The 13930-nt window shown below is 68.0% G+C and carries 13 protein-coding genes; 12 read left to right on the top strand and 1 reads right to left on the bottom strand.

Annotated elements, in window-relative coordinates:
- Nucleotides 1-15: 15 nt before the first annotated feature.
- Genes FURADRAFT_RS02585 through FURADRAFT_RS02575 form a run of 3 tightly spaced genes read left to right on the top strand, consistent with a single transcriptional unit; the run spans nt 16 to nt 2485 of the window.
- Complete coding sequence (locus tag FURADRAFT_RS02585; RefSeq protein WP_008952544.1) at nt 16-990, top strand: YVTN family beta-propeller repeat protein; 975 nt, start codon at nt 16-18, stop codon at nt 988-990.
- Nucleotides 987-1712, top strand: a complete 726-nt coding sequence (locus tag FURADRAFT_RS02580) for an ATP-binding cassette domain-containing protein (RefSeq protein WP_008952543.1) — start codon at nt 987-989, stop codon at nt 1710-1712. Before FURADRAFT_RS02585 ends, FURADRAFT_RS02580 begins: the two co-directional genes overlap by 4 nt.
- A complete protein-coding gene (locus tag FURADRAFT_RS02575; protein WP_008952542.1) occupies nt 1709-2485 on the top strand; it encodes an ABC transporter permease in 777 nt (258 codons plus the stop codon). Before FURADRAFT_RS02580 ends, FURADRAFT_RS02575 begins: the two co-directional genes overlap by 4 nt.
- 123 nt (nt 2486-2608) lie before the next feature.
- Here FURADRAFT_RS02575 and FURADRAFT_RS02570 read toward each other — a convergent pair whose 3' ends face one another.
- The gene (locus FURADRAFT_RS02570; RefSeq protein WP_008952541.1) at nt 2609-3157 is read right to left on the bottom strand and encodes a PQQ-dependent catabolism-associated CXXCW motif protein; all 549 of its coding nucleotides are present in this window, start codon (nt 3155-3157) and stop codon (nt 2609-2611) included.
- Nucleotides 3158-3304: 147 nt separating this feature from the next.
- Here FURADRAFT_RS02570 and nosP point away from each other — a divergent pair, with 147 nt between their 5' ends.
- The 9 genes from nosP to pqqA all read left to right on the top strand — a co-directional run bounded on the left by nosP (nt 3305) and on the right by pqqA (nt 13927).
- Nucleotides 3305-4462: a nitric oxide-sensing protein NosP gene (gene nosP / locus FURADRAFT_RS02565; RefSeq protein ID WP_008952540.1), complete on the top strand. Its 1158-nt coding sequence runs from the start codon at nt 3305-3307 to the stop codon at nt 4460-4462.
- On the top strand, nt 4455-7025 hold the full coding sequence (locus FURADRAFT_RS02560; protein WP_008952539.1) for a hybrid sensor histidine kinase/response regulator: 2571 nt from the start codon (nt 4455-4457) through the stop codon (nt 7023-7025). Before nosP ends, FURADRAFT_RS02560 begins: the two co-directional genes overlap by 8 nt.
- A gap of 1497 nt (nt 7026-8522) precedes the next feature.
- Nucleotides 8523-10043: an aldehyde dehydrogenase gene (adh, locus tag FURADRAFT_RS02555; protein ID WP_008952538.1), complete on the top strand. Its 1521-nt coding sequence runs from the start codon at nt 8523-8525 to the stop codon at nt 10041-10043.
- 169 nt (nt 10044-10212) lie between these two features.
- The gene (locus tag FURADRAFT_RS02550) at nt 10213-10602 is read left to right on the top strand and encodes a DUF779 domain-containing protein (RefSeq protein WP_008952537.1); all 390 of its coding nucleotides are present in this window, start codon (nt 10213-10215) and stop codon (nt 10600-10602) included.
- Nucleotides 10599-11024: a cytochrome c-550 PedF gene (gene pedF / locus FURADRAFT_RS02545; protein ID WP_008952536.1), complete on the top strand. Its 426-nt coding sequence runs from the start codon at nt 10599-10601 to the stop codon at nt 11022-11024. Before FURADRAFT_RS02550 ends, pedF begins: the two co-directional genes overlap by 4 nt.
- A gap of 4 nt (nt 11025-11028) precedes the next feature.
- Nucleotides 11029-11856: a substrate-binding periplasmic protein gene (locus FURADRAFT_RS02540; RefSeq protein WP_008952535.1), complete on the top strand. Its 828-nt coding sequence runs from the start codon at nt 11029-11031 to the stop codon at nt 11854-11856.
- 15 nt (nt 11857-11871) lie between these two features.
- Nucleotides 11872-12645: a quinoprotein dehydrogenase-associated SoxYZ-like carrier gene (locus FURADRAFT_RS02535; protein WP_008952534.1), complete on the top strand. Its 774-nt coding sequence runs from the start codon at nt 11872-11874 to the stop codon at nt 12643-12645.
- Nucleotides 12642-13601, top strand: a complete 960-nt coding sequence (locus FURADRAFT_RS02530) for a quinoprotein relay system zinc metallohydrolase 1 (protein ID WP_008952533.1) — start codon at nt 12642-12644, stop codon at nt 13599-13601. Before FURADRAFT_RS02535 ends, FURADRAFT_RS02530 begins: the two co-directional genes overlap by 4 nt.
- Nucleotides 13514-13927: a pyrroloquinoline quinone precursor peptide PqqA gene (gene pqqA, locus FURADRAFT_RS21340; RefSeq protein ID WP_081455924.1), complete on the top strand. Its 414-nt coding sequence runs from the start codon at nt 13514-13516 to the stop codon at nt 13925-13927. The genes FURADRAFT_RS02530 and pqqA overlap by 88 nt, the downstream gene beginning before the upstream one ends.
- Nucleotides 13928-13930 lie beyond the last annotated feature (3 nt).

The following is a 13930-nucleotide window of genomic DNA, read 5'->3' as shown; positions in this document are numbered from 1 at the left end:
ACCCAAGGAACCGCCATGCCCCACCCTCTTTCCCGTCTCGCCGCCCTGCTCCTGGCCTCGTTCGCCGCGTCGCAGGCCATGGCCGCCAACGTCTACGTCTCCAACGAGAAGGACCATACCCTGTCGGTGATCGACAGCAGCACGCTGCAGGTGGTGAAAACGCTGAAGGTGGGCAAGCGCCCGCGCGGCATCACCTTGTCGAAGGACGGCAAGTCGCTGTTTATCTGCGCCAGCGACGACAACACGGTGCAGGTGATGGATCTGGCGAGCGGCAAGATCACCCACAACCTGCCTTCGGGCGAGGACCCGGAGCAGTTCGCGCTGGCGCCGGACGGCAAGTCGTTGTACATCGCCAACGAGAACAGCAACGTGGTGACCATCATCGACGTGGCGAGCCGCCGCGTCACCGGCCAGGTGGACGTCGGCGTGGAGCCGGAGGGCATGGCGGTGAGCCCGGACGGGCGCTGGGCGGTGAACACCTCGGAAACCACCAATATGGTGCACTGGATCGATACCGCCACGCGCAAGCTGGTGGACAGCACCTTGGTCGACCAGCGCCCGCGCTACGCGCGCTTCTCCGCCGACGGCAAGCTGCTGTGGGTGAGCGCCGAGGTCGGCGGCACGGTATCGGTGATCGACGTCGCCAGCCGCAAGCGCATCAAGACCATTTCCTTCGCCATCACCGGCATTCCCAAGGACCGCATTCAGCCGGTGGGCATCCGCCTCACCCGCGACGGCCGGTACGCCTTCGTGCCGCTGGGGCCGGCCAACCACGTGGCGGTGATCGACGCCAAGACCTTCCAGCCGGTGAAGTACCTGCTGGTGGGGCGGCGCGTGTGGCATGCCGAACTGTCGGCCGACGAGAAGCAGCTGTGGGTCACCAACGGCATCAGCAACGACGTCTCGGTGATCGACACCGCCGCGCTCAAGGTGCTCAAGTCGATCCCGGTGGGACGCTACCCCTGGGGGGTGGCGGTGAGCGGATCATGAGCGCCGCGCTCGCCATCGAGGCGCTCAGCCACCGCTACGGCGAGCGGCTGGCGCTCGACCAGATCAGCCTGACGGTGGAGGCCGGCCAGTGCTGCATCCTGCTGGGCCCCAACGGCGCCGGCAAGAGCACGCTGTTCGGCCTGCTCTCGAGGTTGCTGGCGGTGAAATCGGGCCGCATCACGGTGTTCGGCCAACCTTTGCAGGCCGCGGCGCTGTCGCGCGTCGGCGTGGTGTTCCAGCAGTCGACGCTGGACCTCGACCTGAGCGTCGAGCAGAACCTGAGCTACTTCGGCGCGCTGCACGGCATGCACGGCAAGGCGCTGGCCCAGCGCATCGGCGAGGAGCTGGAACGGCTCGACCTCGCCGCGCGCCGGCGCGACCGCGTGCGCGACCTCAACGGCGGCCATCGCCGCCGCGTGGAGATCGCGCGCGCCCTGCTGCATCGCCCGGCGCTGCTGCTGCTCGACGAGCCCACCGTGGGACTCGACCTGCCCTCGCGCCAGTTCCTGATCGGCCACCTGCACCGGCTGGTGCGAGACGAGGGGCTGGCGCTGTTGTGGGCCACCCACCTGATCGACGAAATCGACGCGCAGCACGACCACGTCGCGCTGCTGCACCGCGGCCGCCTGCTCGCCAGCGGCGCGGTGGCGCCGCTGCTGGGCGCGTCAGGCTGCGACAACCTGGCGAGCTGGTTCGACCTACGTACCGGAGCGGTGTCATGAAGACCAAGTGGATCGTGTTGTGGGCCATCATCGTGCGCGAGCTGCGCCGCTTCCTGCAGCAGCGCTCGCGCTTCTTCGGCGCGCTGGTGCGGCCGCTGATCTGGCTGATGGTGTTCGCCGCCGGCTTCCGCGCCGCGCTCGGCATCGCCATCACCCCGCCTTACGAGACCTACATCACCTACGACGTCTACATCGTGCCGGGGCTGGTGGGCATGGTGCAGCTGTTCAACGGCATGCAGAACTCACTGTCGATGGTGTACGACCGCGAGATGGGCAGCATGCGCGTGCTCTTGACCTGCCCCGAGCCGCTGCCCTTCCTGCTGTTTGCGCGGCTGTTCGCCGGCATGTGCGTGTCGCTGGTGCAGGTGTACGCCTTCTTGCTGATCGCGCGCCTGTCCGGGGTGGACCTGCCGTGGAGCGGCTTTGCCAGCGTGCTGCCGGCGCTGGTGCTGACCGGGCTGATGCTGGGGGCCGCCGGCATGGTGCTGTCGTCGCAGGTGCGCCAGATCGAGAACTTCGCCGGGGTGATGAATTTCGTGGTGTTTCCGGTGTTCTTCCTGTCCTCGGCGCTGTATCCGCTGTGGAAGATGCAGGAGGCGAGCGAATGGGTGTACCAGCTGTGCCGCTTCAACCCGTTCACCGACGCGGTGGAGATGATCCGCTTCGCGCTGTACGGCCAATGGCAGGTCGAGGCGGCCAATCATACCGTGCTAGCCACGGCGGTGTGCCTGACCCTGGCGCTGCTGGGTTACCGCCCGCGCCAGCGCGCTTGAGAGCAGATCAACATGTCGACGATGCGTGACGATCTCGAGGCGGCGATGCCCGCCGTGACGCCGTCCTGCGCGCCAGGCGATGGCGTCACCCGCGCGGACAGGACGGCAAGTGCGGCAAAACGTTCACAGCGGAGCGGGCACGGCGTCGACCAGCGGCAGGCCGGCTTCCTGCCAGCCGTCGCTGCCGTCCGGGTACCAGTACACCGCCCGGTAGCCATAGCTCAACGCCCGGCGCGCCGCGTTCCACGACATCCAGCAGTCGCGCAGGCAGTAGAACACCAGCGGCCGGTCGAGGTCGCCGCCGGACAGCCGTTCCAGCTGGCGGCGGAAATACTGCTCGATGGCGGGCTCGAGCTCGCCGTAGCCGACGTTGGGCAGCCACACGCTGCCGGGCAGGTCACGGCGCGGCGTGGCCGGCACCCAGCGGCTGCCGCCCGCGGCGTCCGGCACCCGGTTGGCGGCCATGACGTCGAGCAGCAGCGGGTGGTGTATCGCGATCAGCGCCTGCAGGGTTTGGCTGTCGAGCACCGTGGCGCCGGGCAGCTTGGCCGGGGTCGGGGCGCGGTAGTGCTGCAGGCGGTAGCCGTCCGGCAGCGGCACCGGTTCGGCAGCGACGGCGATGGTGGAGCCCAGCGACAACAGCAGGGCAACGCTGAGACGGGACAGGCTCATGGCAGCTCTCCGGCAGACGGTACACTGCAGCATGGCGCGGCGCGCGCGCGCGCGCTATTCGACTTTCGTTTTACGCGGCGAAGGTTCAAGATGAGGTGCGAACGTCCGCAGAGACGTCATCACGACTACAAAGCAGAGTGGAGACAAATGGGTTTCAATCCGCCTTCCCGGGTGCGACGCGGCCATGGTTACAGCGCCGACCCCGATCAGGTCGCCGACGAACTCTACCAGCAGCTGTGGCAGCCCGACTGCTCGCTGGTGCTGCTGTTCGTCGCCCCCGACTACCAGCTCGACAAACTGGCCGCCGCGCTGACGCGCCGCTTCGGCGACATCCCGGTGGTGGGCTGTACCACCGCCGGCGAGATCAGCCCGGACGGCTATCGCTGCCACTCCATCGTCGGCGTGAGCTTTGCCGAACCGGATTTCTTCGTCGAGGTGCAGGCCATCGGCGACCTGCCCCGCTTCGACCTGTCCGACGCGCTGGGCACGGTGATGAGCGCGCGCTATTCGCTCGGCCAGAAAGCCGGCTTTCCGCTGGAGCGCCATGCCTTCGCTCTGCTGCTGGTGGACGGCCTGTCGGCGCGCGAGGAACAGCTCGCCGGACGGCTGGCGCGCGCGCTGGGCGACATTCCGATCTGCGGCGGCTCGGCCGGCGACAACATGCGCTTCGAGCGCACCCACATCCTGGTGGACGGCCAGTTCGTCAGCGACAGCGCGGCGCTGGTGCTGATCGCCACGCCGCACCCGTTCGAGGTGTTCAAGTCGGAGCACGCCATCCGCAGCGGCGAGCGCGTGGTGGTGACCGAGGCCGACGCCGAAGCGCGCCTGGTGACCGAGATCAACGCCGAGCCGGCCGCCGCCGAATACGCGCGGCTGTTGGGCGTGTCGCCCGAGCGCCTCACCCCGCTGTCGTTCGCCGCGCACCCCCTGGTGCTCAACGTCGGCGGCGTGCCCTACGTGCGCTCGATCCAGCGCATCAACCCCGATCTGAGCCTGAGCTTCTTCTGCGCCATCGACGAGGGCATCGTGCTGTCCGGCACGCGCGCCACCGACATCGTCGACAACCTGGCGCGCACCTTCCGCGACCTGCGCAGCCGGCTCGGCGAGTTCCAGATCGTGCTGGGCTTCGACTGCATCCTGCGCACCCTGCCGCTGCTGCACTCCGACGCCATCGCCCGTCTCTCCCGCCTGCTCGCGGCGAACTCGGTGGTGGGCTTCTCCACCTACGGCGAACAATACCAGGCGATGCACGTCAACCAGACCTTCACCGGCATCGCCATCGGCTATGGCACGCAACATGAGTGAGATGGCACCGAGGTCCAACGGCGCCGAGCGGCTCTACGCGCTGGAACTGGAAAACGCCAAGTTGCGCAAGATCAACGAGGCGCTGATGCGCCGCGTCGAGCAGGGACTGGCCGACAACGGCAACTCCTTCACCTTCTTCCAAGTCGCCGCCGAGCTGGAGACCCGCATCCAGGAGCGCACCCGCGCCCTGGAGAAGGCCATGGCCGACCTCGAGGCGTCCAACTTCGCGCTGCAGGAGGCCAAGCTCGCCGCCGAGCTGGCCAAGAACCAGCTCAACGTGGCGGTGGAGACCATCGCCGACGGCTTCGCGCTGTGGGACAGCGACAACCGGCTGATCCACTGCAACCGCAAGTTCGGCGAGATGTTCCCGGCGCTGCGCCCGATCATCGCCCCCGGCCTGCCGTTCGAGACCCTGATCCGCGCCGCGGTGGCGGCGCACCTGATCCGCGACGCCGAGGCCGACCCGGAGGACTGGATCGCCCAACGCCTGGCGGTGCAGCAGGCGCCGCAGGACAGCCTGATCCTGGCGATGAGCGACGGCAGCTGGCAGCGCGTCAGCGAGCGCGCCATCGCCGGCGGCGGCCGGGTGGCGATCTACACCGACATCACCGAGATCAAGCGCCAGGAAATGCTGCTGCGCGAGCGCGACCTCGCGGCGCATTCGCAGCTGCTGCACGCCACCATGAACAGCATCCGCCAGGGCTTGGCGGTGTTCGACCGCGACGGCCGCCTGATGGAGTGGAACCCGCGCTTCGTCGAGCTGACCCAGCCGGCGCTGGCGCAGCTCGACGAGGGCGGCGGCGTGCACCTGGCGGAGTGGTCGCGCTGCTGCCCGCTGGGCGGCACGCTGGAATACACCACGCCGCAGGGCCTGACACTGGAGGTCCAGTACAACCCGATGCAGGGCGGCGGCTTCGTGATGAGCTACACCGACATCAGCGAGCGCAAGGCGGCCGAACAGGCGCTGCGCGACAGCGAAGCCAAGATGCGCCTGATCACCGACGCCATGCCGGCGCTGATCGCCTACGTCGACAACCAGCAGATCTACCGCTTCACCAACAAGGGCTACGAGAGCTGGTTCGGCGTGCCGCAGTCCGAGATCAACGGCCGCTCGATGCGCGAAGTACTCGGCGCCCAGCTGTTCGACGACCGCAAGCATTTCGTCGAGCTGGCGCTGTCGGGGCAGGCCTCGGTGTTCGAACTGGAGCTGCCGGCGCCGCGCCAGCACATCGAGTTCGCGCGCGCCACCTTCATCCCGCACTTCGCCGGCGACGGCAGCGTGCTGGGGTTCTTCGCGCTGATCCAGGACATCACCGAGAGCCGGCGCGCCGCCGAGGCGCTGCAGCAGGCCAAGGAACAGCTGGAAGTGCGCGTGGCGGAGCGCACCGAGGAACTGTCCGTGGCCAACGGCCGGCTGCGCGAGGCGATCCGTGCCATCGAGGACGCGCAGCAGAGCAAGACGCGCTTCTTCGCCGCCGCCAGTCACGACCTGCTGCAGCCCCTGAACGCGGCGCGGCTGTTCCTCGCCGCGCTGGCCGGGCAGGAGCTGGCGCCGTCGGTGCGCCCGCTGGTGGACAAGACCGGCACGGCGCTGGAGTCGGTGGACGACCTGATCAACACCCTGCTGGAAATCTCGCGGCTGGACGCCGGCGCGGTCGAGGCCGAACCGCGCCACTTCCCGGTGGCACAACTGCTGGAACAGGTGGCCGAGGAGTTCGCGCCGCTGGCCGAGGCCAAGTCGCTGCGGCTGCAGCTGCACTCCAGCCCGGCCATCATCCACAGCGACTGGGTGCTGCTGGGACGGGTGCTCCGCAACTTCCTCTCCAACGCCATCCGCTACACCCGCGAAGGCGGCATCCTGCTGGGCTGCCGGCGCCAGCCGGACGGCCTCCTGATCGGGGTGTGGGACCAGGGGCTCGGCATCCCGTCCGACAAGCTCGCCCTGGTGTTCCACGAATTCCAGCGCCTGCCCGAACACCACAGCCTGTGTCCGAAAGGCATGGGCCTCGGGCTCGCCATCGTCAGCCGCCTGGCGCGCCGGCTCGACCACCGCCTGGTGGTGCGCTCGCGCTTCGGACGCGGTTCCTTGTTCGGCGTGGTGGTGCCCTACGGCGAGGCCGACGCGGTCGGCCCGGCGCCGCAACCGGACCCGCCGCCGGCCCTGGCGGCCCCGGCGCAGCGCCAGGGCGCCACCATCCTGCTGATCGACAACGAAACCAGCATCCTCGAGGGCATGAGCACGCTGCTCGCCGACTGGCGCTACCGTCCTCTGGCGGCGGCCTCGGCGAGCGAGGCGATCGAACTGCTCAAACGCGAGGCGGTGCAACCGGACGCGATCCTCGCCGACTACCATCTCGACCACGGCGCCACCGGCATCGAGGCGATCCGCGCCGTATGCCAGCACCTGGGCCGCGCGGTGCCGGCGGCGCTGATCACGGCCGACCGCAGCGACGAGGTACGGCAGGAGGCGGAAGCCGGCGGCTGGGCCTGGCTGGGCAAGCCGGTGCGGCCGGCGCGCTTGAGGACGCTGCTGGCGCATCTGACGCAGCCGGCGGGGGAGTGAGGGGGGCGGTGCCCGTTACCGAAGGGCGGCTTCGTGGCCTATGTAGGCTTTTTCTAAAGCGCTGGTGCGTGTGTGTGGGGCTGATACTGCCTGCTTCAGCCATCCGATTGTTTCTTCCGATGTCGTTGGCGAGTGTGGGTGCCGGTTCCACCAGGTCTCCTTGCCCGAGTTGTTGCTTACCAGTCTGGGTTGGGGGAGGTGTGGGGTTTGCCGGTTCCGCCCGGCGAACGGGAAGGGGAAATTTGCGTCGCCAAATTCCCCCTACACCCCCAAAGGCGACCCCCGCCCGCCGTGTGATCCCGCCGGGGCCCGGTCATGGCAAGGCGCGGCTGGAACTAGCCGGGCGCTAACGTCGCCCGGCGTCGAACTGCCAGCCGCTTAAGACCTTGCCATGCCCACCCATCGGCACGGCAGAAGGGGGGGCCGCTACTGGCGCACTAAGCCTGTCGCTTTGGAGTGGCAATAACACAACCGGGGGCAGGTCCCGTCAAGGTTGGCCGAAGAGCTACAAACAATGATTTCGACCACGCCGCAGAGGACATCCCGTCTCCCCTTTGCCTGTTTTCTTCAAATCCAAGACATGACCGATGTCCCCATCCGCCCTTCCTGCCGCGCCGGCGGGATGGGGGATGGCGAGGTTTTAAGCCGTGCGCTGTCTGAGCCGTTCGTCGTTAGCGAACGGCGAGTTTGCACGGCGCCTCGCCAGCCGCCAGCCCGACGGATACCAGCGGCGGGGGGCTTGCCGGTTCCGCCCGGCGGACGGGAAGGGGGACCCACTACTGACGCATTGGCCGAGCTGATTTGGATCGGTGAATCGGTGAAAAGGCAACCCTGGAGGGGTTCCGGCAGGGTTGATTGAAGAGCTACAGACAATGCCTTCGGCCAACACAGCAGAGGATATCCCCGTCTTCTCCTTCACCTGTTATCCCCAAAGCCAAGACATGACCGATGTGCCCCATCGGCCCTTCTGCCGCGCCGCCTGGATGGTGGATGGCGAGGTTTTAAGCGGCGGGCTGTCCGACGCCGGGCGACGTTAGCGCCCGGCTAGTTTCCGCCGCGCCTCGCCGGCCTCCAGCCAGACGGGATCAAGCGGCGGTGGGCTCGCCTTTGGGGGTGAAGGGGGAGTTTGGCGACGCAAACTTCCCCTTCCCGTCCGCCGGGCGGAACCGGCCCCCACACACTCTCCAGCCTCCTTCAGTGCCCAAAACTAGCCGATGCGCCCCATCCGCTCGCCTCGGGCGGGACCGGCCAACCCCACGCCTCCAACTACCCGCACGGGCAGTGCGACGTCCACGCGAAGAGATCGGCAAACACAACAGGTTGGCCGAAGCCGCTTTTCCAGGCCTGGCTCCAGCCCCATACACCACGGCCCATCTCGCCCCCTCCCCCCTCTGCGACCAAAGTCGAATGGCTGAATGCCCCTCCGATTCGCACAATGAAACCACTGCTAGGCTGTACACCCAACAGACCAGCGTCTCACCAAACCGGAGGAACGTCATGTTGCAACAGACCCTGAACTCGATCCAGAACACCATCCCGCTGCGCAGCCAATACGATAACTTCATCAACGGCAAGTGGGTCGCCCCGGTGCGTGGCCAGTACTTCACCAACCTGAGCCCTATCACCGGCCAGCCGCTGTGCGAAGTCGCCCGCTCCACCGCCGAAGACGTTGAACTCGCACTCGATGCCGCCCACGCCGCCTTCGACCGCTGGGCCCGCACCTCCCCGACCGAGCGCTCCAACACCCTGCTGCGCATCGCCGACCGCATGGAGCAGTACCAATCCTTCATCGCCGCCGTGGAAACCGCCGACAACGGCAAGCCGCTGCGTGAAACCAACGCTGCCGACATCCCGCTCGCCGTCGACCACTTCCGCTACTTCGCCGGCTGCGTCCGTGCCCAGGAAGGCTCGATCGGCGAGATCGACGACAACACCGTCGCCTACCACTTCCACGAGCCGCTGGGCGTCGTGGGCCAGATCATCCCGTGGAACTTCCCGCTGCTGATGGCGGCCTGGAAACTCGCCCCGGCGCTGGCCGCCGGTAACTGCGTGGTGCTGAAGCCGGCCGAGCAGACCCCGATGGCGATCATGGTGCTGATGGACCTGATCGGCGACCTCTTGCCGCCGGGCGTGCTCAACGTCGTCAACGGTTTCGGCCTGGAAGCCGGCAAGCCGCTCGCCACCAACACCCGCATCAACAAGGTGGCCTTCACCGGTGAAACCAGCACCGGCCGCCTGATTATGCAGTACGCCTCCGAGAACATCATTCCGGTGACGCTGGAACTGGGCGGCAAGTCCCCCAACATCTTCTTCGAAGACGTGATGAGCGCCGACGACGCCTTCTTCGACAAGGCGCTGGAAGGCTTCGCCATGTTCGCCCTGAACCAGGGTGAAGTGTGCACCTGCCCGAGCCGCGCCCTGATCCAGGAATCGATCTACGACGCCTTCATCGAGCGCGCCGTGGCCCGCGTCAAGGCCATCAAGCAGGGCAACCCGTACGACATGAGCACCATGATCGGTGCCCAGGCTTCGTCCGAGCAACTCGACAAGATCCTGTCCTACATCGACATCGGTCGCCAGGAAGGCGCCCAAGTGCTGGCCGGCGGCCAGCGTGCCCAGCTGGGCGGCGATCTGGCCGGCGGCTACTACGTCGAGCCGACCATCCTCGCCGGCCACAACAAGATGCGCGTGTTCCAGGAAGAAATCTTCGGCCCGGTGGTCGCGGTTACCACCTTCAAGAACAAGGAAGAAGCGCTGCAGATCGCCAACGACACCTCCTTCGGCCTGGGCGCCGGGGTGTGGACGCGCGACGGCTCGCTGGCCTACCGCATGGGTCGCGAGATCAAGGCCGGCCGCGTCTGGACCAACTGCTACCACTTGTACCCGGCGCACGCCGCGTTCGGCGGCTACAAGAAGTCCGGTATCGGTCGTGAAACCCACAAGATGATGCTCGACCACTACCAGCAAACCAAGAACCTGTTGGTGAGCTACAGCCCGAACGCACTGGGCTTCTTCTGAGAATAGGGCATCTTCCTGCATGGCAGGCCGATCTCGACGTGGCGGTGCTCGCGGCCACCCTCTCCGCGCAGCTTCCCGCTTCGACCTCGGCCTGCCCATGACGGGGATTCCTCTTCTTGGGCATCAAACCTGCGGGGCGGCAGCCATGCCGCCCAGCGCGAGGAATACCATGGTCAATCGCGTTGACATCACCCCCGCCGCGGCCGCCATGGTCAGCAAACTGACCGAGCGGCACGGCCCCCTGCTGTTCCACCAGTCCGGTGGCTGCTGCGACGGCAGCGCCCCGATGTGCTACCCGCAGGGCGATTTTCATCTCGGCGCCCAGGACGTCCACCTCGGCGAGATCGCCGGCGTGCCGTTCTACATGAGCGCTTTTCAGTACGAGTACTGGCAGCACACTCACCTGACCATCGACCTGGTTCCCGGTCGCGGCTCGAGTTTTTCGGTGGAGGCACCCGAAGGGGTACGTTTCATCACCCGCTCGCGCCTGTTCAGCGAGGCCGAATTGGCCGAGCTGGCGAATAGTTCTTCACCACCAGAGCAAGGAAGCACGACATGAAACCCGCCACCCTCCGCATGCTGACGCTGGCCCTCGCCGGTAGTCTCACCCTCCTCGGTACCGCTTACGGTCACGGCAACGTCACCCCGCAACCGGTGGACACCGGCAATCTGAAGAAGCTCGGCAGCGAATGGCTGGACAGCAACCCCTACCGCGGTGATGCCGACGCCATCCGCATCGGGCATTCCGCCTTCGCCCAGAACTGCGCGCGCTGCCACGGCATCGACGCCATCTCCGGCGGCATCGCGCCGGACCTGCGCCAGCTGCCCGCCGGCGAAGAAGGCGACGCGGTGTTCCAGGGCCGCATCCGCCACGGCTCGATCCGCAACGGCGTGACCTACATGCCGCCGTTCGAGGGCATCCTGTCGCAGGAAGCCGCCTGGGCCATCCGCTCCTGGCTCGATACCGTGCATCAGGAATGACATCATGAACCGCCGCCATTTTCTGACCGCTCTGCTCGTGGCCCCGCTGCTGCTGACGCAGCAGGCCCGCGCCGCCAATCTGGACGATATCCGCGCGGGCGGAGTGCTCAGGGTGGCGGTGTACCGCGACTTCCCGCCGTTCTCCTTCGTCAAGGACGGCGAACTCACCGGCATCGACGTCGATCTGGCGCGCGCCATCGGCAAGAAGCTCGGCCTGGCGGTCAACTTCATGCCGATCACCCCGGCCGACGACGTCGACGGCGACCTGCGCAACGCCGTGTGGAAGGGCCACTACCTCGGCGGCGGCACCGCCGACCTGATGCTGCACGTGCCGTTCGACCCCGAACTGGCGCGCCGCAACGACAACGCCTACCTGTTCAGCGCCTACTACAGCGAAAACCTCGCCTGGGCCGGGGGCAACGTCCCCGGTTCCACCCTGCAGATCGGCCAGGACAGCATAGCGGTGGAAAACGACAGCCTGGCCGACCTCTACCTGTCTTCGTTGCAGGGCGGCCGGCTGCGCAGCCAGCTGCAGCACTACCCCAGTGCCCAGGGCGCGGTGGCCGCGCTGCGCGAGGACAAGGCCGGCGCGGTGTACGGTACCCAGAGCGAACTGGAATGGGGATTGCCGCGCGGCGAGTGGCGCCTCGGCCAGCCGCAGGCGCCCGGCCTGATCAAGGCCCGCTGGGAGGTCGGCATGGCCACCAAGGAAAGCCTGCGCGACCTGGCCTGGGCGACGAGCGACATCGTCACCGAGCTGCGCCAGTCGGGCGAGCTGGCCCGGCTGTTCGCCCGCTACCAGGTCAGCTACCGCGCGCCCGACGAGCACTGAACCCCGGACCCCGCCATGCCGCCCCTTGCCCGCCACCTCCCCGCCCTGCTCGTCCTGCTGGGCACCAGCCTGCCGCTGCACGCCGCACCGCAAGCCGACCCGCTGCATTCGGTGATGTGGGACGTGATGCACAAGACCGTGCTGGGCGACCAGCCGGCGGTGTTCGACGAGCGCGTCAAGGTGACGCTGCCGCAGCAGGTCGAAGACGGCCAGCGCGTGCCGGTCAGCGTCGACGCCAGCGCGCTCGGCCGGGTCGAGGAGATCGTGCTGTTCGCCGACTACAACCCCTTGCCGCTGGCGCTGCGCTTCCAGCCGCTGCGGCTGCAGCCGGTCTTCGCCGTCGCCATGCGCGTCAACCAGGCCACCCCGATCCGCGCCGCGGCGCGCGACGCCCAGGGGGTCTGGCACGTCGGCGGACAGCTGGTCGACGCCCCGGGCGGCGGCTGCGCCCTGCCCACCCCGACCCGCGCCAGCACCGACTGGGCCAACCTGCTGGGCAAGATGTACGGCCGGGTCTGGCGCGAGGGCGCCACCCACCGCATCCGCCTGCGCGTGATGCACCCGATGGACACCGGGCTGGTCGGCAATACGCCCAAGTTCCACCTGACGCAGCTGCGGCTCAGCGACAGCGCGGGCCAGCCTCTGGCGCATCTCAGCCTCGACGCGCCGCTCGCCGAGAACCCGCTGTTCACCTTCCAGCTCGCCCTGCTCAACGGCGACAGTCTGCGGATCGACGCCCAGGACAGCGACGGCAACGCCTTCGGCGGCCGCCTGCCGGTGCTGCCATGATAAGGCACCGCCTGCGCCTGCTCGCCGCGCTGCTGGCCGGACTCGGCGCCGTGGCCGGTGCCCGCGCCGCCGAGTATCCGATCACGCCGCAGGCGGTCGCCCCCGACAGCTGGGCGGTGATCGCCGACACCGGCTACTTCACGCCGCAGAACGGCGGCTTCCTGGTCAACACCGCCTTCATCGCCACCGCCGAGGGCGTGGTGGTGATCGGCAGCGGGCCGTCGCGCGCCTTCGGCCAACAGTACCGCCGCGTCATCGAGCGCACCGCCGGCAAGCCGGTGCGCGAACTGGTCATCACCCACAAGCACCCCGACCACTTCCTCGGCAACCAGGCCTTCAGCGACGTGCCGATCCGCGCCGACGAAAAAACCACGGCCATGCTCAGGAACGAAGCCGAAGGGTTGGCCGAAAACCTCTACCGCCTGGTCGGCGACCGCATGCAGGGCACCGAACCGTTGCTGCCCAACGCCCCGCTCACGCCCGGCGTGCGCGAGATCGGCGGGCACACGCTCGAATTCATCGCGGTGCCGGGCCACACCCAGTCCGACATCGCGGTGTTCGACCACACCAGCGGCGTGCTGTACGCCATCGATCAGGTGTTCAACGGCCGCACCCCGACCCTGCCCAACGCCAGCCTGCCCGACTGGCTGGCCGCGCTCGACCGCCTCGAAGCGCTGCCATTCAAGACGCTGGTGCCCGGCCACGGCGCGGTGACGCACGACGCCGCGCCGATCCGCGCCACACGCCGCTACCTGCAGTGGCTCGACGCCACGCTCAAGGACGCCGCGCGGCATGGCCTGACGCCGACCGAGGCGATGGCGCTGCCGATCCCGGCCGAGTTCGCCGGCTGGGCCGAGGCGCGCGCCGAATGGCGCCGCAGTGTCGGCTTCCTCTACGCCCGCTACGAACTGGCCGAACTCCCCGCGCTGGCCGCCCCCGACCAGCCAACCGATTGACTCCTCCTGCCCGTGCATTGTCATTCAGGGCATTCGACCCGCCACCTGGCGGGTCTTTTTTTGCCGGCCCGCGCCGTAGGATGGGTGGAGGCGCTCGCACCGCACCCCATCAAGCCACGCCCCCGATGCGACAAGGAATGCTACGGAACCCCCGTCCGACTAAAGTCGCATTCTCATGCGGCTCCCGTCCTCCTTATAGTGAAGTGGCCATCCGGCAATTCAGTTCTCAATTTGGAGGATTCACCATGCGTACCTGGACCACCCCGAAAGTGATCGAAGTCTCCCTCGGCTGCGAGATCAACTGCTACATGTGCGCCGAGCGCTGAGAC

This window comes from Pseudogulbenkiania ferrooxidans 2002, assembly GCF_000174355.1.
Lineage (GTDB): Bacteria > Pseudomonadota > Gammaproteobacteria > Burkholderiales > Chromobacteriaceae > Pseudogulbenkiania > Pseudogulbenkiania ferrooxidans.
Note: the sequence above shows the minus strand (reverse complement) of the source record. Positions and strands in the feature narration are given on the sequence as shown.

Coding starts and splice junctions, on each gene's coding strand:
- pqqA (WP_081455924.1), top strand. CDS start 13,514: ATGGCGCCGCAGTGTCGGCTTCCTCTACGCCCGCTACGAACTGGCCGA.
- pedF (WP_008952536.1), top strand. CDS start 10,599: ATGAAACCCGCCACCCTCCGCATGCTGACGCTGGCCCTCGCCGGTAGT.
- FURADRAFT_RS02530 (WP_008952533.1), top strand. CDS start 12,642: ATGATAAGGCACCGCCTGCGCCTGCTCGCCGCGCTGCTGGCCGGACTC.
- FURADRAFT_RS02535 (WP_008952534.1), top strand. CDS start 11,872: ATGCCGCCCCTTGCCCGCCACCTCCCCGCCCTGCTCGTCCTGCTGGGC.
- FURADRAFT_RS02585 (WP_008952544.1), top strand. CDS start 16: ATGCCCCACCCTCTTTCCCGTCTCGCCGCCCTGCTCCTGGCCTCGTTC.
- FURADRAFT_RS02540 (WP_008952535.1), top strand. CDS start 11,029: ATGAACCGCCGCCATTTTCTGACCGCTCTGCTCGTGGCCCCGCTGCTG.
- FURADRAFT_RS02575 (WP_008952542.1), top strand. CDS start 1,709: ATGAAGACCAAGTGGATCGTGTTGTGGGCCATCATCGTGCGCGAGCTG.
- adh (WP_008952538.1), top strand. CDS start 8,523: ATGTTGCAACAGACCCTGAACTCGATCCAGAACACCATCCCGCTGCGC.
- FURADRAFT_RS02570 (WP_008952541.1), bottom strand. CDS start 3,157: ATGAGCCTGTCCCGTCTCAGCGTTGCCCTGCTGTTGTCGCTGGGCTCC.
- FURADRAFT_RS02550 (WP_008952537.1), top strand. CDS start 10,213: ATGGTCAATCGCGTTGACATCACCCCCGCCGCGGCCGCCATGGTCAGC.
- FURADRAFT_RS02580 (WP_008952543.1), top strand. CDS start 987: ATGAGCGCCGCGCTCGCCATCGAGGCGCTCAGCCACCGCTACGGCGAG.
- nosP (WP_008952540.1), top strand. CDS start 3,305: ATGGGTTTCAATCCGCCTTCCCGGGTGCGACGCGGCCATGGTTACAGC.
- FURADRAFT_RS02560 (WP_008952539.1), top strand. CDS start 4,455: ATGAGTGAGATGGCACCGAGGTCCAACGGCGCCGAGCGGCTCTACGCG.